This window comes from Ahrensia sp. R2A130, from assembly GCF_000179775.1.
Taxonomy (GTDB): domain Bacteria; phylum Pseudomonadota; class Alphaproteobacteria; order Rhizobiales; family Rhizobiaceae; genus Pseudahrensia.
Window position 1 is genome coordinate 538,869 of sequence record NZ_AEEB01000003.1, and the last position, 20,506, is coordinate 559,374.

Genomic DNA, 20,506 nt, shown 5'->3' on the forward strand with positions numbered 1-20,506 from the left:
CAATCCGACATCTAGGAGTGCGCCTCAAAGAACGCGACAACCCGCTTCTTGTAGCTTAGATCGCCCACAGCCTTCATGTGGTCCTTTCCTTCAATCACAAAGGCCTCACCGCTGGGAATTTGGTCCGCCAGCACCGTGGCGCTTCCACCAATTCCGTCTTCATCACCAACAGCGACAAGAACCGGCACAGTAAGACCCGCTACAATTTCCGGCGTAAGTTGTTGGGCGGAAGGACGAATGCAAGCAGCCAGCGCCAAACGATCAGCACCGACCCGATCTGCAAAGATACGAAAGCCCTTCGCCGCCGGATTGTCCGAAGCATCGGGATCATCGGCCTCAAGCGCCTCGGCAATCTCTGCGTACCCGCCACGCCCGCCGTAAATGTGCTCACCCATTCCGCCGAACACGACGGCAGGAAAACGCTGCGGTGCCTGATGCGCCAGCCAGCATGAAATACGTGCACCCATGGAATAGCCCATGAGATAACACCGCTCGACGCCGAGGTAATCCAGCAGTGCCAGCGCGTCAGCTGCAAAAATATCCGGCCCGTAGTCCGCCGGGTCATAGAACTTCTGGCTTGCCCCATGGCCACGGTTGTCCAGCGCGATGACGCGATAACCCGCCTGCCGCAAAGTCTGCGACCAGCTGGTGCCGATCCAGTTCACCTGCGCGGTGGAGGCGAAGCCATGTACCAGCAATACAGTGCCGCGCTCTGCGCCGACCGAAGCAAGATCGAAATAAGCGATGCTGGCCCGTTCGCCGGAAAATATCTGCTGCTCTTCACTCGTTGCGCTATTCACCACGACAAATTCTCCTTGCGCCGCACGATGGTGCGGCAAGTGCTTTGCAAACTGTTCGCTCTGCACTACACGAACATGAACGGCATCCACCACCCATCTACGACTGGCGAGCACTATGGCGAAGGCGATTGTCCCTCATTTTCACAACGACGGTGGCGTACCGACGATCAAAATCGGCGTGCGCGAGTTCATGTGCATCGGCGCAACAGCGCCCTATGATCACCCACACGTTTATCTCGACATGGGCGATGATGATGAAAAAGTCTGCCCCTATTGCTCCACCCTGTTCCGCTTCGACGCCAGCCTCGCGGCAAACGAGTCCGATCCGGCCAATTGCCTGATGGACGCTGAAACAGCCTGACATGGCAGCCGCGCCTGATATGGGCACGACAAATGACAAGCGCACGTTGGTTGTCGCCGGTGGCGGCATTGCCGGCCTTACAGCTGCGCTTGCCCTATGCCGCGAAGGTTTTCGCATCATCGTCCTGGAACGCGCACCATCGCGGCGCAGCGAAGGCGCGGGCATACAGCTTACACCAAACGCTTTTCGGGTTCTCGATGGTCTCGGACTGGGTAAAATGCTGCGCGGTGCAGCCTCCTTTCCCGAGCATATCGCCCTGCACAACGCTTCTTCCGGCGCGGAGTTGAACCGCTTTGAACTTGGCAAAACAATCCGCAAACGCCACGGCGCGCCTTACGCAGTCATACACCGTGCTGACCTTGCAGCGCTACTTGCCGGTCAATGCGCCAGCTTGGAAGACATCGAAATTCGTTACGACGAACAGGTGCTGGATGCCGCCGTCCATGCCAATGGCGTGACGGTCCTTTCCCAATCCGGCACGACAGCCCGCGAGATCAATGCCACCGGCCTGATCGTTGCAGACGGCGTTTGGTCATCATTGGCAGACATCATTCCTGATCGCGCCAAGCCGGAGTTTTCCGGCCAGATCGCGTGGCGCGCCACCGCGCTCAATGAAGGTACTATTCCAAATGGCATTGAGGCGAACAACACGCATCTTTGGATGGCTCCCAACTCGCATTTGGTGACATATGGCATGCGCATGGGCCGGGAGATCAATCTGGTTGCCGTGACCCAATGGGCGGACAAGGCCGAACCAAAGCGTGGCCAGATGATTCCTCTGACAGATCGAGCCGCGTTCAATCAACACTTCGCCAATTGGAATGCGCCTGTCGCGGAGTATCTCACCTCAGACAAACTCAACTGGACCGGATGGCCGCTTTTCGCTGCAGAAAAACCGAGGGCCCTGTCCCACGGTCCCGTGGTGCTGATAGGCGATGCCGCCCACGCCATGCTGCCCTTTGCAGCGCAGGGCGGAGCGCAGGCCATCGAAGACGCCGCCGTTCTGGCAAAGTGTTGCGGCGCAAAAACCGGTGATCTCGCCGGAGCGTTTGCACAATATGGGCAAGAGCGAATGGAGCGCGTGTCGAAAGTCATGGCGACGGCCCGCAAGAACCGTCGCATTTATCACCTACCACAGCCGCTAAGCTTTGCGCGTAATTTCGTGCTGCGCCACACGCCACAGGAGCGTTTGCAAAAGCGTGTCGACTGGATTTATCGCTGGAAATTGGAGGGCGAAAGTTCTTCCAAAGAGTGCATCAGCGAATAGGTCGTGGGCGTCCAACGCCCCACAGGAACACCAGCATCGTGCAACACATCAGCGACCCACTGGTTACACGGATTGATGATATTGAAATGGCCTTTAGCGGCAAAGAACGCATCGAACGGGCCGATGGAAAGACCGGAAAGCGGCAGTGCGACGGATGATGGCGCGGTAGTAAAACTGTTTTTGATCGACGCCAGCAAACTATCGTAAGCCTCTACGCTCAACGAAAGCGTAGCAACATCATCGGCATCGGGGTTGAGATACCCCATCGCCACCACGCGCATCACCGCATCATCACCTGTAACAGCGCGAATGACGGCCGCAGGACGGATGTCGGAATACTGCCCAGCCGTCGTGTAGAACGCCTTCGAACCCCAACCAAAAGCTACGTATTGCAGGTTGGGGTCATCCAGCGGCAGATCGGTGTTTTCCAGCTCTGGAAATTTCGCCAGAAGCGCACTGTCGTATGGGACCGCTATGTCCACATGCAGAAGCGTCTGGATCAATAGGACTTCACGCTCACCGCCAGACTGCAGAGGCGCGCTGGTGATATGCCGCGGAACACCCGCCGTCAGCCATGCCGCAGCTAGATAGAAGATAACGATAAAAACGAGAACTGCGGCAACTCGTAGGAGCCACCGCAGCGCAATTCTTAAAATTCTCACGTCACATATTCCCGCCCATTAAAGGCGTAGATGACTAGTGCAGGATCTGGCTGAGGAACTCTCTGGTGCGTTCGTGCTGCGGGTTGTCGAAGAACTCGGCAGGCTCGTTCTGCTCAACAATCTGACCGGCATCCATAAAGATCACGCGGTTGGCCACCTGACGGGCAAAGCCCATCTCGTGCGTCACGCAGATCATGGTCATGCCTTCTTCGGCGAGACCCACCATTGTTTCCAGAACTTCCTTGATCATCTCAGGATCAAGCGCCGATGTGGGCTCGTCGAACAACATGATGCGCGGGTTCATGCAAAGCGATCGGGCAATCGCCACACGCTGCTGCTGACCACCGGAAAGCTGGCCCGGAAATTTGTTGGCTTGCTCTGGGATTTTCACGCGCTCAAGAAAGTGCATCGCGATGTCTTCAGCTTCTTTCTGGGGCATCTTGCGAACCCAGATCGGCGCCAATGTGCAGTTCTCCAGGATCGTCAGATGTGGGAACAGGTTGAAGTGCTGAAACACCATTCCGACTTCGCGACGAACCTCGTCGATCTTTTTCAGATCAGACGTGAGCTCGATACCATCAACGATGATCTGGCCCTTCTGATGCTCTTCCAACCGGTTGATGCAACGGATCATCGTGGATTTACCGGAACCTGATGGACCTGCAACAACGATACGCTCGCCCTGCATAACCTTCAGGTTGATGTCTTTGAGCACGTGAAAGTCGCCGTACCACTTGTTCATCTGGTTGATTTCGATGGCAACATCGGTGTCCGAAACGGACATGCTTGTACCGGCATCAGCGGAAGCCGCTTGCGCGGGAACGGGTGGGATGGATGCAATTCCGGCGGGCTTTGTAGCTGCAGAAGTATCTGCGGACCGTGCGACCGATGGAACGGTACCAATTGATGCCTTGGTGGTCTGTTTCGGCTTAGCCTTCGTTGTAGCAGCCGATGACTTGGCAAGCTTCGTACCGTTTACCTTAGCCTTTGCGGCCGCTGGAGCCTTCGTAGCCACTGGCGCCTTAGCTTTCGCAGCTGCAGCTTTTTTAGCCGCAGCCGGTTTCTTGGCTGCAGCAGCTTTCTTGGATGCTGATTTGGCAGTGGCGCCTGCTGTCGCATTCGGCGCATCCTTCGCCATGCGTTTGCACTGCTTGATCCACTCATCACGCTCGATACGGCCTGAAAAGTTCAGGAACTGATTGACGTAATCGACCTCGGCTTTTTTCCAGCCGGCGATCTGGTGATACGTCCAAACGCCCATTTTGTTCAGCTTCGTTTCCAGAACGCCGCCCACGCCTTTGATGGCCTTCAGGTCATCAGGAGTGCTTGGCTTCGAGATCGCCTCTGGTGCGTTGCCGGTGGTGGCAGCCGCTGGCTTTTTGGGTGTGCGAGCCATTGTGGCGCTCCTAATTACGGTGACCGGTGTCGAGCTTGCGCTCGAAATACATGGAGTAGCGAGACATCAGGAAGCAGAAGATGAAGAACACCAACCCGACGAATATGGGCAGCTCCCAGATGATACCGTTCCACTCGGCAGACGAGCGGATAGGCTGCATGATCCCAATGGGATCAAGAATGCCGATGATGGACACGAGTACCGTGTCTTTAAACAGACCGATGAAGGTGTTCACGATCCCTGGGATCGAAATCTTCAAAGCCTGCGGCAAGATGATGAGGCGCGTGGCCTGCCAGTAGTTCAGCCCCAAAGCGTCAGCCGCTTCATACTGCCCTTTCGGCAAAGCGGCCAAACCGCCACGAATGACCTCAGCCATGTAAGCAGAAGCAAACAGCGTCACCATGATGATGACCCGCAGCACGATGTCAAAATTGGTGCCCGGCGGCAGGAAGTAGTTGAGCAGCGTGGATGCCACAAACAACAGCGTGATGAGCGGTACGCCACGTATGAATTCGATGAAGCCGACGCAGATCATCTTGAGTGTCGGCATGTCAGAACCACGACCCAATGCGAGAAGAATACCGATGGGAAGCGATGCGACGATGCCTGTTACACCGATGATAAAGGTAATCTGAAAGCCGCCCAGCTTGCTCGATTCCACAGGTTCGAGGCCTACGTTCACGGCACTGCTCAATGCACTAACGATTGGATCGTGCAGGAACAGCATCCAAAGTATTCCAACAGCAACGGCTGCGAGAAGCCCAACAACGGGATTGACGGATTTTGCGACGGCTTTGAAAGCGACGAATGCAAGAGCAATCATAGCGATGATCATCAGCGGGCCCCAAATGGTGCCACCCCAGATCAGCCAGTAGGCCAATAGCGGAAACACTGCTGAGAACCAGAGCATTTTGCGCGGAAGATTGTCGTGAAGCACAGGTGCGAATGCTACCAACATCAGCACGAATGCCAGGATTGGCCGCCAGAAGAGTTCCGGCGGATAGAAGCCGAATATCAACTGGTTGAACCGCGATGTTACAACGGCGAAACATGCGCCACTGTCGATTTCGCGGCACTCATTCAACGACCCCGCAACAAATACAGAATCGAAAACAAGCCAAGGCAGCAATTTCCAAAGCCCGATCGCAATCAAACCACCAACAATGATGGAAAGAATGGTGTCGCGTGGGGTCGAGAAGAAATTTGCTCTTGCCCAAGCGGCAGGGCCTCTGGTGTTCACAGGTGCCGGAAGCGCCGGCAGTTCATGGGTGGCGACGTAGCGCACCGTTTCAGCGTGGGTATCGGACATAGATCAGCGCTCCCTCAACGATACCGAATTATTGTAAATGTTCATCGCACCCGAAATGAGCAGTGAGATGATAAGATAGAACCCCATGACCAGCAGGAGACATTCCATCTCCCTGCCCGTCTGGTTCAGCGTGATGCCGCCCAGCGTGCCCGTCACATCCATATAGCCAACGGCGATGGCGAGAGACGAGTTCTTGGTCAGGTTGAGGTATTGCGAGATCAACGGTGGAATGATGATGCGCAAAGCCTGCGGAAGAATGACGAGGTTCATCGTGCGACTCGGCGGCAGACCTAGCGAATAGGCCGCTTCGGACTGGCCATTAGATATCGCCTGAATACCAGCGCGGACATTTTCTGCGATAAAAGCTGCCGTATAGAACGAAAGCGCCAGCCACAGAGCCATGAAGCTGCTGCGAATGTAGAGGCCGCCCTGAAAGTTGAAACCCTGCAATTCCGGCAGCTCAAGACCGATGGGCATGCCCAGCAGGAAGAACATGACGAACACGGGGAGGATGAGAATAGCCATCGTGATCCGGAACACGGGAAGGATGTCACCCGTGCGCGCCTGCCTTGCGGCGGCCCAGCGGCGGAAGATGAAAGCCCCGATGATCGAGGCAATGAAAATGATGCCCAGAATAATCGAACCGTCGTTGAAGACGGGTGCAGGAACGTAGAAACCACGGTTGGTGGGAACGAAGCCTCCGCCCAACATGACAGGAGCCTGTCGCGGTGATGGCAATGCTGAGGAAAACACCGTGGATGCAAGCAGGATCCACAGCAGGACCGGAACGTTGCGCATCGCTTCGATGAAGACCGTCATCAATTTAGCGACGAGCCAATTTTTGGAGAGGCGAGCGACGCCTACCGCAACGCCAATGATGGTTGCCAGAATACAGCCGAGAAAAGCCACCACGAGAGTATTAAGAATGCCGACAATCGCGGCTTTCCAATGCGGCGAGACCGACGAATATTCGATCAACTTCTGGTTGATGTCATAGGAGGCAGGTTGCCAAAGAAAATCGAAGCCGAAGGTTTTTCCGAGGTCTTCGAAGTTCTGAATCACATTCGTGACCAGCCACGATACCATCAACATGAACACCGCGATCGTGATGATCTGCAGTGTGATGGACCGGTATCGCTGATCGTAAAAGAGTTGCGAAAGGCGGAAGGGTTCCGCTGGCCCGTCTAGTTCGGCTGCAACGCTCATGCCGCCCCCTCGTACTCAGCGTTTCGGGCCCAAAGACACACCAAAACAACTGTTGAATTGCCCTGAAGCGCGGCGCGCGTCGAAAGCGAAATAAATGAAATTGCCGCGTGTTTCGCGAGCTTTAAGAAGAAAGGGCGGTGATCCGTTTGGATCACCGCCCTCAATTTCAATCCTTAGCGGATTGGTGCGGCGTACATCAGGCCGCCATCTGTGTAGAGTGCGTTCAGGCCGCGCTCGATGCCGACAGCGGTGTCGGTTCCGAGGTACTTGGCGAAGATTTCGCCATAGTTGCCGCCAGCCTTAATGGCGTTGAGCGCCCAGTCATTGTCCAAACCGAGCATCGCGCCGAAGCCATCTTCGGTAGCGCCAAGAAGACGCTGGATGTCTGGATCGGTGGAGCTTGCTTTCATTTCGTCAGCATTTGCGGCTGTCACGCCTTTTTCTTCAGCAGTGATAAGCGCAAGCAGGGTCCATTTCAGGATGTCTGCCCACTGATCGTCGCCCTGACGGACGAGTGGACCGAGTGGCTCTTTGGAAATGATTTCCGGCAGGATCATGTGATCGTTCGGAGCTTCGAAAGCGGAACGAGTAGCAGAAAGACCGGAAGCATCCGTGGTGTAAGCGTCGCAAGCGTTGGCGAGGTATTTTTCCTGCGCTTCAGCGTTGGTTTCGATTGGCACGGGCTCATAAGTCATGTTGTTGGCGCGGAAGTAGTCGGCCAGGTTGAGCTCGGTGGTCGTACCGGTCTGAACGCAGATCGTTGCGCCGGACAGGTTGAGTGCGGATGTCACACCCAGCGACTTGCGGACCATGAAGCCCTGACCGTCATAGTAGTTGACCGGACCGAAAGTGAACTTCAGGTCGACATCACGCGAGAACGTCTCGGTGGTGTTACGGGCCAACACGTCAACTTCGCCGGAAGCCAGCGCTGTGAAGCGTGTTTTACCGGTGGTTGGCGTGAATTTGACGGCATTGGAGTCGCCAGCGAAAATTGCAGCAGCCATGGCGCGGCACAGTGCCGGATCAAAACCCTGCCAGTTGCCAGCGTCATCGGTGAAAGCAAAGCCTGGGAAGCCGGTGGAGACACCACACTGCAAGAAGCCTTTGGCTTTAACGTCGTCGAGAGTGGCAGCCGAAGCGACGGTGCCGGTCATTGCGATAGCGGCAGCGCCGAGCGCAAGCGAAAGAAGTTTGGTTTTCATGGGGTAGCAGCCTTTCCTGTTTCCCTGTTCGAATAGTTCGTATCGAAGGAACGTCCGCGGAAAAGCAGCTGTCGAAATAGACATAGGGGCACACGCGACTAGCGCAGTCTGCCCTGTTATCTCTCCCGAAGTGCCCGTACTGCTCTGCATCAACCTGCCTCTCCTTGTATCCGGAAAGTGCTAGTCTGATACGCAACACATGAGAACGCGGTGTCCTCTGACAGCGGGAATACAAGACATATTTCTGACACGGTCAAGGGTTGACCGAACGCAAATACGGACCAATTGACCTTATTTTTTTGATATTTCGCAAAATTTATCAGAAAAACGCGTCCGATATCCCGAATTGACCGGAACGTAAGAGGAATGAGCCAGCCAGTCCGCAATGATCCCGACTCAAACCGGGCGCCTGCGATTAGGCAGCCATCCGTTTTCGATCCGAAACATGCAATCGCGACGGGCCAAATGGCGAGCGCCCCAAAGTGTCAGCCCTGCCCCGAACACGAGCCCGGCCACAACATCGGTCATATAGTGAGCCTGAACCACGACACGGCTGACGCCCCCAACAAACGCCACCGATAGCCAAAGTTTGGCGTAGCGCGGAACCAGAAGCGTGAGCACCATAGCGGCCGCACCGATGGTTGCCGAATGCCCCGATGGAAAGCTGGCGAAGCGCGCAAGGAATGACATCGGTTCAAACGCCAACAGCCCCATATCATCCATGAAGCGCGGGCGGGCACGACCGATCATGTTCTTGATGATCCAAGCCAGCGAACTGGAAATACCAATGGCGAAAAATGCGAAGTTGATGTCGGCGTAAAGCACGATGCGTTTCATCATGTCATCGCGGACCATCTGCCGCCAATGGCTCACAGAAATTGTTAGCCCGCAGACGAGAAGCGCCGCCAGCATCCAACCGGCCAGACCTATATAAGTGACGATCTGCGCCGCGTGATAAAGTTCGCTGCCACTTTCCGCGAGCAATTCTGCCCATTCAGCAGTCGGACGGTCCAAGACTAGGAAGGTCAGCAAAAGCGCACCTCCAAACGTAGCAAGTGCAAGCAGGAGATGGAGCCGATTGATCCGCTTAATCGACAAGGCAGGCCGGGCGGGCCGAAACGCCCGACGCACGGCAACAAAGAGCGAAGCCGCGCTTCGCCGCACAAGCCCTGCGTCGTCCTGCGCATCTCGGTCCATCACGACTGATGCATCTTGTCCCATCCCCTCGCTCATGCTGGCCATATCTTGCAAACAGCCGCACCATGCAAGCCCACACATCCCCTCGCCAAAAGCAGTTTTATCGCGAGGGCCACCCGTCCAGTTTCAAGTTGTCCGCACATGAACAAAAACAATTTCTTCCCCGCCACCCGCCAAAACGCCCTGAAGCAAGCGGAAAACTTTGCCCCCGAAATGGGCAGCAACTATTCGAGCAACCGCAATATCGACCGTGGTCTGGAAGGTGACAGTACAGTTTCCAAGCTCTCACCTTACATCCGCCGAAGGCTGATGACAGAACAGGAACTCGCCCTGCTGGCGCTGGAAACCCACGGCGCAAAAGCTTCGGGTAAATTTGTGCAGGAAATTGTCTGGCGCACCTATTGGAAGGGCTGGCTCGAACACCGCCCGACGGTTTGGAACGACTATTTGCAAGATGTTGCCGATGAGCGCGACCGCCTCAGCTCTAATACCGGTATCCACCACGCCTATCAGCAGGCCATCGAAGGCCGCACCGGCATCGAGTGCTTTGACGTTTGGGCGCAAGAGCTGGTGGAAACCAACTATCTCCACAACCACGCGCGCATGTCGTTTGCCAGTATCTGGGTGCACACGCTTCGCCTGCCCTGGTCGTTGGGCGCAGAATTCTTCTTCCATCATCTGCTCGACGGCGACGCAGCCTCCAATACACTTTCATGGCGCTGGGTGGCGGGCGCTCACACCGCAGGCAAAACCTACCTTGCAGACCCAGCGATTATAAACCGGTGCAGCAACGGACGCTTCTCACCCAAACGGGGCGAACTCGCCACCGAAGCGGAAGAGATTGCAGACGTCGATCTTCCTGACCGCGAGTCTCTTCGACAAGGCGGCACTTTGCGAAACGGTATGAAAACCGCACTGCTCCTCACCGACGACGATTGTCATGTCGAAGACCTGATAGGCGACCAAACGTTCGAATCCATCACGACCTTCGCAACCTCAAACCTGCGAACAGCAGATGGTGCCGCGGAAGCTGTCGTCAATTTCGAACGAGAAGCACTGGCAGATCAGACGGATCGCTTGCAGAAATTGAGCCACCCGCCCGCAACGACCTTGAAAAACGCAACCGCCCTCACCGACTGGTGCGCCGAAAATGACATCCAACAACTGGCCGTCGCAATTGTGCCGCAAGGCCCAACGCTAGACGCGCTCAAACCGGCATTTGCGAAATTGAAGGAGAGAAATATCGCGGTGATCGAATTGCAGCGCGACTGGGATGCTTTGATATGGCCCCACGCAACCGCAGGGTTTTTCAAAGTCAAAAAACAGATGCCGCGCTTCATGCAGCAACTGACATCCGGCCATTTCTAGAGAAATTACGCATGGCAGGGGCACCAGGACTCGAACCCGGGACCTACGGTTTTGGAGACCGTCGCTCTACCAACTGAGCTATACCCCTATGCGCCGCGTACCGCTAACGACAAGCTGCCCTGCGATCAAGAGGTTCCTTGCGGTTTTTCCGCTTCAACCGGTTTTTCGGCCTCAGCGATCTGCGCGCTCTTACGAATTGCTCGCTGGACGGCCAGACGCTTTGCCAGCGCAAAATTGAATTCCGCACCGAACAGCATCAGCACACTCATGCAATACAGATAGACGATGGCCACCATCATACCGGCAAGACCCGCGTAGAGCGCGGTGTAATTGGCGATGTTCTGCAGGTAGATGCCGAACAGATAGGAGCCAAGCAGAATCGCACCAATCGTCAGCAAGATGCCCCAGATGATGCTGCGCCGCCGGTAACGCGTATCCGGCAGGTATCGATGGAAAGCGAACAGGATCAGCCCAAGCAGCACGATGGCGATGGAGTATTTTCCAGCAGTGACCAACAGGCCGAACTCTTCGAGAAAATCGAACTTCGAAACCGCAAAATCCCACACGATGGGTGTGGCGACCAAAATGAAGGCCGAAAGGATGAACCCTACCGCCCCCACAACCACGAAGAACGCCCCCTGAAGTCGCCGCCACAAAAACGACCGCGTTTCCTTCACCTTATAGGCGCGGTTCAAGCCATCACGAGCGTTCTCCACGCCGTTGCTCGCCAATATCAGCGCGATAACCGTTCCGAAAGAGAAGAACTCCCCCGCCGGTTGATCCAGCAGCGTCTCCACCGTGCGCGTAATCGGCGCTGCCGCATCACCGGGCCAGTGGCCCAACACAAGATCGACCACGCCCTCCGCCAGCTCGGGGTTTCCGTAGAACCGCACCAGCGAAGCCACCAACATGAGAAACGGAAACAGCGACAAAAGCAGCGAAAGCGCCACGTTGGAGGCAATCGCAAGCCCGCCGTCATCCACCAACTTAACGATGGATTCCCACCCCGACCGCAACACCGTATAGGTCAGCGTTCGCTTGCGGTCGGCTACCGCGACGTTTTCTTCCGACCCTTTGGTTTTTTCGCGTGCGTGTGTGTCGCGCATTTGCGATTGGCTCCCGTGCCGGGTGCATTCTCGAACCGGCAATACCGCGTCGACGGAGTACCGCAACGCTTTTTCAATTGTCTGAAGCCGACACAGCGTCCACTTGCAATATGTCTATAGCCCGGACCGCCCTTGCACCCGCAACCCCTGCATCGTTCCGAAGATGTGTTGCAGGTGCTGTGCGCTATCGCCGGAGGCGGACTGAGTGTGGCGAACACAACACCAGCTATAATGAGCATGAAGTAAGGCATTGGAGAGTTTTGCTGCGTTTGATCGCACGAAGCAACGAACTGGAGCGGGTAACGAGAATCGAACTCGTAACTTAAGCTTGGGAAGCTCGCGTGATACCTTTTCACCATACCCGCGCTTGGCTTTTCCTATGCTGTCGCAACCTCTTGCGTGTCAACGCCACAGCATATGGTTGGCAAGTCGCGGCCTATTTCCCAATATCATTCGTTATCGCCCCATTCTCACGTTGACAGTGAAAATGCCCTTCGCCATAACCGCTCTCGCTGGCTTGGAGGAGTGTCCGAGTGGTTAAAGGAGACGGACTGTAAATCCGTTCGCTTAGCGTACGCTGGTTCGAATCCAGCCTCCTCCACCAGCCAGCGCTTTTGCCTAGCCTTAAAATGCATGTGCACTGCCGCTTGGCAGGGTGCATCCGGCACGATAGGTTCGCATTATGCGGGTGTAGCTCAATGGTAGAGCAGCAGCCTTCCAAGCTGAATACGAGGGTTCGATTCCCTTCACCCGCTCCAATCTATCCGCTTTTGATGCCTCGGTTCTGAACGGCTTTGGAACGAACCCTCGATTCTTTGAGGGCACGCTTCGCGTGCGGGGTTCGATTTCCTGCCTCGCACTCTATTAATCTTCCCACATCCCTCCCCTGTCATCCCGGACGCGCGCAGCGCGAGCCGGGACCCAGCAAAGACTCCGCGCACAGCGCGTCCATATGAAGACGCGGAAGCGCGATCTTCTGCTTGTTTTCTGGGTCCAGGCTCGGCCTTCGGCCGTCCTGGATGACAACAGGAGGATGAGGTGAGCATGCTGCCACATCCTACCGTGCCATGCCCGCCCCTACTCCGTTGACGACCACCCCCCGGTTTTCATCCCCACTCCACTGTCATCCCCGCGAAGGCGGGGACCACTCATCAACAAGTTCCACCGGTTATGCTGGAAGTGCGATGCTCCCCCAATCGCACCAAACCATCGCCACATCACTAAGCAGCAAAGTGGGTCCCCGCCTTCGCGGGGATGACAATCGAGTGTGCGGGCCTCATCGTGTGAAACGAATTTCCGCTTTAGCATTTTAGTCGGACAGCCGGTCGAGTTCTGCGACTAATTTTTGCGAAACCTAAGCTATTGAATTCGTTCAGTGCCATTTGCCGTTGCAAAAAGGATGGTTTTTGCGACGAGGATGATTGGTCAGGCAGCTTGTATGGAACTGCGAAACCTTACTCCGCAGGGTACATAGCCAAGTTTTTCTCTTGAAACAGTCCGCGTTTCTCCATTTCTGACTTCATCAAATCCGAGATGAAAACCTGCTCGTACGAATTGCGAACAGAATCCCTCCACAGATGTACATCGGACGGGAACTTCATACTCAACTTGAGTGGTGGTGCCTTCTTATATTTTTCCAGAGGTAATAGGGCCAAGTTAAGCCAAAAATCCCCGCTTTCGGGTGCGTGGGAAGGTCTATGAATTATTTCCGGATTGGACGTATCCGGATCAATGGTCGGAACGCACTGTCGAACTCTGAGAAGAAAGCGTTCTGCTACGACGTTTTCCAGCTTTTTGTCGTAGACAGGAACGGGTGAAAACTCATGGATGCCAGGTTCCAGCTCTTCGATGAGATCGCGGAATTCTTGACTACAGTTCCATAGCGGATGCGCCAAAAGTGCAGGCATGTCTGACGCGGACTTTCCACCGAGATACAAGTGGTTCGGTGCATCGCCTGCAATCACGTCCTCCAGTGTACTAATGAAACGTCCGCTCCGGGCTCTGGCTTCATCGCTTCCGTACCAATGGCTTTTGTCGGTGCCCAATGCGAAAACTGTTGGGCCGTGGACAATCAACCAAACCATCGCAACTCTCCGCTCTTCGGGCCTTGTCGACGACTTCGTCGATGAAAACCGCCTTCTGCGATCATTCTTTAGATTATTAAGAGAGTGCGGGCGAACGCATCTATCTAATTCAGATAAAGCATCTGATCTTAAAGTCGCATAATCCGATATACGGAACATTGCTGTAGCGACATTCAGCCCTGTCAAAAAACTTCTCCCCGCCCGTCCCCACCATGTCATCATCGCCCCACCTCTCACAGGGAACCGGCGGTGCGCACCGTTGGCTTGTCGTGCGGGGTCGGTTCTTCCGGAGCGGCTGGAATTTACGGCCAGGCGTTTCGGAGCCCCGCGCTCTCTTCCCGGGTCACGTATCGTGCGTGGCTGCCTGTTGGGGTGCAGGTGCGGCCCGCAAGGGCCGTAAATGTAGTGGTGTGTGAGGGCAAAGGCGATTTTCGCGGCGCCCGCAGCAGAACCGGGTGGGGCGTGACGGGTGACCGTTCGCCGAAAATACCGGCATAGGTCGTCTCTCACGCCCCACCGGTTCCCGCTTCTTCTTCCCCCACAGTTTTTCGCTGACGGGTATTTTCGCTTGGCCGCACGGAAATGCAGGACGCAAGGCATTTCATGTGCCATACGGCGGCCATGAAAAATATAAGAAAACATGATGGTCCCCCCACCAACAAAAAGGGCGGCAAACCCAGAGGCCAACGAGGCGGTTCGAACCGTGGTGGTCCAAAAGGCGGCGAAATCGTCGAAAACGTCTGGCTCTACGGCGTGCACACCGTCGATGCAGCGCTTCGCAACCCCAAGCGCAAAGTGCGCCAGCTTCTCGCCACTGATAGTGGCATGGAGCGGCTGGACCACAACGCGCTGGCGCAGCACCCCGACCTAGATATCCGCATCGGTAAAACAGCCGATCTAGACCGCATGGTCACCGCGGATTCCGTGCATCAAGGCCTGCTGCTCGATTGCGAACCACTGCTGCGCGAGGAACCGAAAGATCTTTACGACTTCGCCGACGACCAGATCATTCTGGTGCTCGATCAGGTCACAGACCCGCATAATGTAGGCGCGATCTTGCGATCCGCGGTCGCCATGGGCGTGAAGACCGTGTTGGTCACATCGCGTCACCAATCATCGGAAACCGGAGTGTTGGCAAAATCGGCATCTGGCGCGGTGGATATGGTGGACATGCTGGCGATACGGAACCTGTCCAAATCGCTGGATGAACTGCGCGAGCATCGTTTCGCGGTTATCGGCTTGGACAGCGAAGGTCCGCTTGAAGTGCAGGAAACCCTCGACGATCTTAAACCGTCGAAGGTGGCACTTGTGTTGGGTGCCGAAGGCAAAGGCCTGCGCGAACAAACCCGCGAAGCCTGCACAGCACTTGCACGGTTGGACATGCCCGGCCCCATCAAGAGCTTGAACGTTTCCAATGCAGCTGCACTGTCCCTCTATCTGGTCAGGGCGGCGATCAAGAAAGCCTAATAGCTGCCCAAGTAAAGAACGTGCGGGTTGCACGGCTTACGCTTCAACGAACGCAATTCAGATCGCTGACGCGCCAGCCGCTTCATGGCCGGTGAGACGTACATATATTTCGAGCCCGTGCGACGGTTCGCAATTTCATCCTCGTAGGTCAGCCTTGCTGTACCATCCACGGCATCAAGCTGCTCCAGCGGATCGCGACCCGGGAAGAAATCACGCTTTGCGGAAAGGCGGGTTACGGGCAGCACGCTCAATCGCAACGACCATTGCAGCTCCTGCAATTCTTCGATGGCTGCCACCTGTTCAGGGTCGGTCATCAAGCCCAAAGCGTAGCGGTCTTCAGGCTCGCTCGGTTCGAATTTGGCGTTAGGAAAACAGTGCGCGTCGGATGCAAAAGCGGGTGTCGCGCCGCCCAGCAACGCAGTCGTAAGGGCTACGCCCATCGCGCGTGCGAATTTCGATTTCATGTCGGTCATGACAACCTCACAGACCAGAGTGCGGCAACATGGGGTTCCATGCTGCACAGGTTCTGGTGGCACTGCCCCCGGGTCTGAAATGGCGTGTTAGACTGGTGTCTAGCATCGCACATTTACGCGGTCCCAGCCTCACGCGCATAAAACGCCGTCGACTGGGTCAAACCCGTGTAAAGACTGTACGATCCAGCGGTGGGCTCTTATCCGGCCCCGACACCTGCATCCGCTTCACGAGCCAGTACCACCGGCTCAAGATCACGTTGCGCGGGCTTTTGTGGTTAAGCAACGGTTAAGGCAAACAGTTTGCAAAAAGGGTTAATTTCCACATTCGACTTCAAGCTGCAGACGCCTGCTGGCGCATTACGGAAAACGCATCGGCAATCACCTCAGGCCCAGCATCACGGGGCACTGCGCCGACCGAAAGCACGTTGCGATAGCGCCGCGCCCCGGGGCGGCCGGAAAACAGGCCCAGCATATGGCGGGTCACATGGTGCAGCCTGCCACCAGCGGCGATATGGGCGGCAGCATGCTCCATCATTGCCTCGCATAGAGCGGTGTCATCGATAGAATCGGCATCATCGCCGTAGAACAATTTGTCCACAGCGCGCAGCTGGTCGCTATCATGGTAGGCAGCACGCCCCAACATGACACCATCAAGCCCCTGCCCCTCATGCTGCGCTTGCTCGAGAGTAGCCAAACCACCGTTTAGGCCAATGAAGCGATCTGAATACGACCTCTTCAGCTCCCGCACGATCTCGTAATCCAAAGGAGGAATATCGCGATTTTCTTTCGGGCTAAGGCCTTTCAGCCAAGCCTTACGCGCATGAACCCAAAGCCCGTCGGCGCCGGCAGCAAAAACATCTGCAGCCAGTTTGAACAAAGCGTCTCGCGGTTCCTGATCATCCACACCGATGCGGCATTTCACGGTAACGGGACTATCCACCACCGATTTCATGGCTTCCACACACCGCGCCACCAATTCCGGTTCGCGCATCAAACAGGCGCCGAATGTGCCGGATTGCACGCGATCGGATGGGCAACCAACATTGAGGTTCACCTCGTCATAGCCCCAGTCCTGCGCCAGTTTCGCAGCAAAGATCAGCTTCTCAGGCTCGGACCCACCCAGTTGCAACGCCAACGGATGCTCATCAGCATGAAACCGCAGATGCCGTTCGATATCGCCGTGGATCAAAGCATCGGCCACAACCATCTCTGTGTAGAGCAAGGCATGGCGGGTGAGTTGACGGTGAAAGTAGCGGCAGTGCCGATCCGTCCAATCCATCATCGGTGCGACGGCGAAACGCGGCAAAGCATTGCTTGGCGTGTTCACGTCATAGCTCAGTACCGGTGCGGCGCGATTGATGGATTTGTGCTCGGTGGTCATGGCCGTGGTATTAGCGAGCGATCTCCTAATGTGGAAGTACCGCATCCATTGCGCTTCCCAATCGTCGCTACCCGCCCTATGGAGAAAGGGTGACCTGAGGGGGCCGCCGACTTTGATAGAACGAAAGACCCTCAAGGCATGACCCCTGCCCCCATTCAAACCCTACCGCTTTCCGCTTCGTGGCAATTTCACGATGACCGCTCCACATTGGTGCTGGAACCGCATGCCCGACCGGCCATGCCGGTCTCGAACGACGATCAGGTCGTGCATCTGTGCTTTCAGGCCGGAACGGATGAACTGGCGAAGATCCTCGCAGTATTTGAAATTCCCAGCGAAGCGGTTCGCGAACGTCATTGGGCGGTTATACGTCAGGGCGTCGCCGTAAAAGTTGAGCAGCACTCCGAATTCGTCTCGATCATGCTTCGGCGCTCCGCAGATGATGCAGAGGGCAAGCTCGGTGAGTTCCTGCGGGATCTCACAACCATCGAGCATGTAAAAACGATCTGCCTAACGCGGGTTCTGCTGCATTCGCCGAAATCGACAGGCTTCAAGGAGCTAACATTCGGCAGCCGCATCATGGGCGGGCATATTTGCACCGATCTGGAAGTGCGCTCCACGCTATTTCCCGATGAGCACGGCTTCATCACGTTTGTGGTAAAAGCACCGGCAGCGCCTAGCGAACAGCTGGGCCGTCGCATACAGCGGCTGCTGGAAGTCGAAACATACCGCAACATGTGCCTGCTTGGCCTGCCCTTGGCCCGCCGCACCGGCGAGAAACTGCGCCGCTTCGAAATGGAGTTGGGCACCATCATGTCCGCCATGAATTCGGAGGCGAAAGAGCTGGATGATGAAGCTCATTTCGAGCGGCTTTCGACACTGATGCAGGAAGCCCACGCGGAAACCGCAGGCTGCCGTTACCGTTTCGCAGCAAGCCTTGCCTATAACGAAATCGTCCAACAACGACTGGACTCGTTGGAAGAGGAAAAACTGGGCGAGCTGCAAACCGTTACCGGCTTCGTGCGCTCGCGGCTCAATCCAGGCGTGTCCACTATCCAGAGTGTTGTGCGTCGCCAGCAGGTTTTGATCGATGATCTCAACCAGGCGCTTTCCCTTTTGCGAACACGCATCGACCTGTCACTCAACCGCGACAACCAGTTCTTGCTGAAAAGCATGGATGCCCGCCACCGCCAGCAGGTCGTCATCGCGCAAACCGTGGAAGGTCTGTCCGCAGTTGCGATTAGCTACTATCTTGTGGGCCTTGTGTCCTACATGGCGGCATCGCTCACCGGCGTGCTACCGGATTGGCTATCTCCTGCCATCATTATCGGCATTTCCGTGCCCGTCATCTTCCTCGGCGTTTACACATTCCTGCACACCATGCGGAAGCGGTGGGAAAGCGACCTGCTGAAGAAATCGTCGCCCTAACAAACAAGAGCGGGCGATGGCTCGCCCGCCCTCATTTGGGAAAAAACTGTGTTTGTCTAGATGGCGCGGCGGTGATCGAACCAGGCAACGATCAGACCGAAAACCATGTGCCCCCAAAGCGCGACCCATGTGATGCCACCCCAGCCGAGGAACGGCGGATTACCGGCCACCAGATGCGCCATGATGTAGAGCGCGAAGACGAAGAGCGCAGCGCCGTAAACAGCACCCTTCACCCACCATGGTGTCCGTAAAATCGCATCCGCGATGGGCTTGAACACCAGCATGTAACCAAGCGGATAGAGCAGCAAGCCGGTGAGAAGATGCATGGCGTGGCCGATACCGAGGCCGGAAATCGTCTTGCCGGGCAGGCCCAAAATGACGGCAAGCGACTGATTGGCTAGCGCCACTGGTGCAAGCTTGGCACCTAAGAATGGAGAAGCAACGCTCTTCAACATGGGTGAGATCGTCTGGCCGAACAGGTCGAAACCGAGCGTCGCGAAGGCACCTGCGATAGTAGCGGTAGCGATAAGACTAACATCGATCTTCGGCAGTGCGAAGCGGTTGGCAAGGCTCGTGTCAGCCTGATTGTTGTCCATGATCATGGTCATCGTGGTATCCTGAGGGTCTCGGATGGGTGGCCGCAAGGCGTGGTGGCCGGGAGGAACCACCACACCTAGCAAGACTTGAAGGGGTGGCTATTTGAGTTTTGCGGAGCCGAGCGGCACGGCAAACTTGGCGCACCACACTGTGATCGCATCATATGCGCTGACCATGATGCCCTTGGGCAGCTCATAGACCTGACGGCCGTTGAGCTTTTTCAGATCGGAAAACTCTGTCGCTTTGTCGAACTTTCCGTCCTTCGTGAAACCCAATGTCGGGTTGGGTGCACCATCGAGAGAGAAATTCTCTCCGAGAACCACAAAGACCTTGTCGCCATCACGTTCGATGGTCACCGAGCCGGTCGTGACGTGTTTGCTCTCGCCGTAGAATGAGCCGGTGGCGATCTCTTCTGCCGCCATGACCTTGGCAACGTTGGTGGTGGCCAGCATCAGGCCAAGGGCAAGAGCAGCGGAAGCACCGGGGGCGATGGCACGAAGGGTGGTGAAAGACATTGTAGTTGATCCTCATTGGGGCGGCTATCTGTGGTGCCGCTGTTTCGATGAAGCCAACATGAGCGTTAGGAACCGAATGGTCTAGTAACACCTCATCACAGAACAGTGGGTTGTGTACTAATTGGTTTATAATAGTATGGCGCACGAAAGCTGAAGGAGAAAACCCATGGCCCGCCCCAGAGAATTCGACATGGATGAGGCCGTCTCAGCCGCAATGAATGCGTTTTGGGAAAAGGGTTATGAGGGCACCAGCCTGCACGATCTGCTGGATGCGATGGAGATCACGCGCGGCAGCCTTTACAAAGCCTTCGGTTCCAAAAAGGAACTCTTCCTGCGCGCGCTGAACGCCTATGACGAAATCTATGTCTCACCCGGCGAAGCACGCCTGAAGAGTGAAGACGTGCCGGGCAAAGAGCGTATCTCCGCAGTGTTCCAGGGCGCTCGCGCGACGCTTGAAAAAGGCGAAAACCGTGGCTGCCTGTTGTGCAACACCGCAGCGGGTGCGCCGATCAACGACAAGGATATTGCCGCCCGCGTGGACGATCAGATCGAACGTCTCCGCAGCGGCTTTCGAAAAGCGCTGGAAGATGACGGCGCTAAAAGCAACGCCGCCAAGTGGGAAGCAGACCGCCTCACCCGTGAATATGTCGGACTTCGCGTGCTGTCTCGCGGCAAAGCTATCTAGGCTGC

Annotated in this window: 19 protein-coding genes and 4 tRNA genes; 8 read left to right on the forward strand and 15 right to left on the reverse strand. The window is 56.2% G+C overall.

Annotated elements, in window-relative coordinates; translation table 11 throughout:
* Nucleotides 1-11: 11 nt before the first annotated feature.
* Complete coding sequence (locus R2A130_RS03380; protein WP_198008605.1) at nucleotides 12-803, reverse strand: alpha/beta fold hydrolase; 792 nt, start codon at nucleotides 801-803, stop codon at nucleotides 12-14.
* 112 nt (nucleotides 804-915) lie between these two features.
* Here R2A130_RS03380 and R2A130_RS03385 point away from each other — a divergent pair, with 112 nt between their 5' ends.
* Together R2A130_RS03385 and R2A130_RS03390 are read left to right on the forward strand one after the other, a co-directional pair.
* Nucleotides 916-1,161 (forward strand): zinc-finger domain-containing protein, encoded by a 246-nt coding sequence (locus R2A130_RS03385; RefSeq protein ID WP_009463639.1) that lies wholly within the window; start codon nucleotides 916-918, stop codon nucleotides 1,159-1,161.
* Between the two features lies 1 nt (nucleotide 1,162).
* Nucleotides 1,163-2,428: an FAD-dependent monooxygenase gene (locus R2A130_RS03390; RefSeq protein ID WP_009463640.1), complete on the forward strand. Its 1,266-nt coding sequence runs from the start codon at nucleotides 1,163-1,165 to the stop codon at nucleotides 2,426-2,428.
* Here the strand turns inward: R2A130_RS03390 and R2A130_RS03395 are convergent.
* The 6 genes from R2A130_RS03395 to R2A130_RS17375 form a co-directional block, all read right to left on the reverse strand.
* Complete coding sequence (locus R2A130_RS03395) at nucleotides 2,374-3,090, reverse strand: TIGR02117 family protein (protein ID WP_040304603.1); 717 nt, start codon at nucleotides 3,088-3,090, stop codon at nucleotides 2,374-2,376. The genes R2A130_RS03390 and R2A130_RS03395 overlap by 55 nt on opposite strands.
* A 34-nt stretch (nucleotides 3,091-3,124) precedes the next feature.
* Nucleotides 3,125-3,874 (reverse strand): amino acid ABC transporter ATP-binding protein, encoded by a 750-nt coding sequence (locus R2A130_RS03400; RefSeq protein WP_040304847.1) that lies wholly within the window; start codon nucleotides 3,872-3,874, stop codon nucleotides 3,125-3,127.
* 622 nt (nucleotides 3,875-4,496) lie between these two features.
* Nucleotides 4,497-5,795 carry an amino acid ABC transporter permease gene (locus tag R2A130_RS03405; RefSeq protein WP_009463642.1) on the reverse strand — a complete coding sequence of 433 codons (1,299 nt, stop codon included), beginning with the start codon at nucleotides 5,793-5,795 and terminating at the stop codon, nucleotides 4,497-4,499.
* Between the two features lie 3 nt (nucleotides 5,796-5,798).
* The gene (locus R2A130_RS03410) at nucleotides 5,799-7,001 is read right to left on the reverse strand and encodes an amino acid ABC transporter permease (protein WP_009463643.1); all 1,203 of its coding nucleotides are present in this window, start codon (nucleotides 6,999-7,001) and stop codon (nucleotides 5,799-5,801) included.
* Between the two features lie 173 nt (nucleotides 7,002-7,174).
* On the reverse strand, nucleotides 7,175-8,203 hold the full coding sequence (locus R2A130_RS03415; RefSeq protein WP_009463644.1) for an amino acid ABC transporter substrate-binding protein: 1,029 nt from the start codon (nucleotides 8,201-8,203) through the stop codon (nucleotides 7,175-7,177).
* 396 nt (nucleotides 8,204-8,599) lie between these two features.
* Entirely contained in the window at nucleotides 8,600-9,235 is a 636-nt protein-coding gene (locus R2A130_RS17375) for a phosphatase PAP2 family protein (protein ID WP_009463645.1), read from the reverse strand.
* 306 nt (nucleotides 9,236-9,541) lie between these two features.
* Between R2A130_RS17375 and R2A130_RS03425 the strand changes: the two genes are divergently transcribed.
* The gene (locus tag R2A130_RS03425) at nucleotides 9,542-10,768 is read left to right on the forward strand and encodes an FAD-binding domain-containing protein (RefSeq protein ID WP_009463647.1); all 1,227 of its coding nucleotides are present in this window, start codon (nucleotides 9,542-9,544) and stop codon (nucleotides 10,766-10,768) included.
* A gap of 12 nt (nucleotides 10,769-10,780) precedes the next feature.
* Here the strand turns inward: R2A130_RS03425 and R2A130_RS03430 are convergent.
* The 3 genes from R2A130_RS03430 to R2A130_RS03440 form a co-directional block, all read right to left on the reverse strand.
* Nucleotides 10,781-10,856 (reverse strand) — tRNA-Trp (locus R2A130_RS03430).
* Nucleotides 10,857-10,893: 37 nt separating this feature from the next.
* Entirely contained in the window at nucleotides 10,894-11,874 is a 981-nt protein-coding gene (locus tag R2A130_RS03435; RefSeq protein ID WP_009463648.1) for a YihY/virulence factor BrkB family protein, read from the reverse strand.
* Nucleotides 11,875-12,165: 291 nt separating this feature from the next.
* A tRNA-Gly gene (locus tag R2A130_RS03440) sits at nucleotides 12,166-12,239 on the reverse strand.
* Between the two features lie 154 nt (nucleotides 12,240-12,393).
* Here R2A130_RS03440 and R2A130_RS03445 point away from each other — a divergent pair.
* Both R2A130_RS03445 and R2A130_RS03450 read left to right on the forward strand, forming a co-directional pair.
* Nucleotides 12,394-12,478, forward strand: a tRNA-Tyr gene (locus tag R2A130_RS03445).
* 80 nt (nucleotides 12,479-12,558) lie between these two features.
* Nucleotides 12,559-12,632: transfer RNA gene (locus R2A130_RS03450), tRNA-Gly, on the forward strand.
* Nucleotides 12,633-13,328: 696 nt separating this feature from the next.
* On the opposite strand, the gene R2A130_RS03455 is transcribed toward R2A130_RS03450, so the two are convergent.
* The gene (locus tag R2A130_RS03455) at nucleotides 13,329-13,958 is read right to left on the reverse strand and encodes an imm11 family protein (RefSeq protein WP_040304605.1); all 630 of its coding nucleotides are present in this window, start codon (nucleotides 13,956-13,958) and stop codon (nucleotides 13,329-13,331) included.
* Nucleotides 13,959-14,579: 621 nt separating this feature from the next.
* Here R2A130_RS03455 and R2A130_RS03460 point away from each other — a divergent pair.
* Nucleotides 14,580-15,425 (forward strand): RNA methyltransferase, encoded by an 846-nt coding sequence (locus R2A130_RS03460; RefSeq protein ID WP_247869232.1) that lies wholly within the window; start codon nucleotides 14,580-14,582, stop codon nucleotides 15,423-15,425.
* Here R2A130_RS03460 and R2A130_RS03465 read toward each other — a convergent pair.
* Complete coding sequence (locus R2A130_RS03465) at nucleotides 15,422-15,898, reverse strand: hypothetical protein (RefSeq protein WP_009463652.1); 477 nt, start codon at nucleotides 15,896-15,898, stop codon at nucleotides 15,422-15,424. The genes R2A130_RS03460 and R2A130_RS03465 overlap by 4 nt on opposite strands.
* A 331-nt stretch (nucleotides 15,899-16,229) precedes the next feature.
* The gene (gene dusA / locus R2A130_RS03470) at nucleotides 16,230-17,279 is read right to left on the reverse strand and encodes a tRNA dihydrouridine(20/20a) synthase DusA (protein WP_009463653.1); all 1,050 of its coding nucleotides are present in this window, start codon (nucleotides 17,277-17,279) and stop codon (nucleotides 16,230-16,232) included.
* Nucleotides 17,280-17,417: 138 nt separating this feature from the next.
* On the opposite strand from dusA, the gene R2A130_RS17380 reads away from it, so the two are divergent.
* A complete protein-coding gene (locus R2A130_RS17380; protein WP_009463654.1) occupies nucleotides 17,418-18,704 on the forward strand; it encodes a DUF3422 domain-containing protein in 1,287 nt (428 codons plus the stop codon).
* Nucleotides 18,705-18,760: 56 nt separating this feature from the next.
* Here the strand turns inward: R2A130_RS17380 and R2A130_RS03480 are convergent, their stop codons facing one another.
* Nucleotides 18,761-19,312 carry a hypothetical protein gene (locus R2A130_RS03480; protein ID WP_009463655.1) on the reverse strand — a complete coding sequence of 184 codons (552 nt, stop codon included), beginning with the start codon at nucleotides 19,310-19,312 and terminating at the stop codon, nucleotides 18,761-18,763.
* Between the two features lie 87 nt (nucleotides 19,313-19,399).
* Nucleotides 19,400-19,816, reverse strand: a complete 417-nt coding sequence (locus R2A130_RS03485) for a DM13 domain-containing protein (RefSeq protein WP_009463656.1) — start codon at nucleotides 19,814-19,816, stop codon at nucleotides 19,400-19,402.
* A 166-nt stretch (nucleotides 19,817-19,982) separates the two neighbouring features.
* On the opposite strand from R2A130_RS03485, the gene R2A130_RS17385 reads away from it, so the two are divergent.
* Nucleotides 19,983-20,501, forward strand: coding sequence for a TetR/AcrR family transcriptional regulator (locus R2A130_RS17385; RefSeq protein WP_009463657.1), 519 nt, complete (start codon nucleotides 19,983-19,985; stop codon nucleotides 20,499-20,501).
* Nucleotides 20,502-20,506 lie beyond the last annotated feature (5 nt).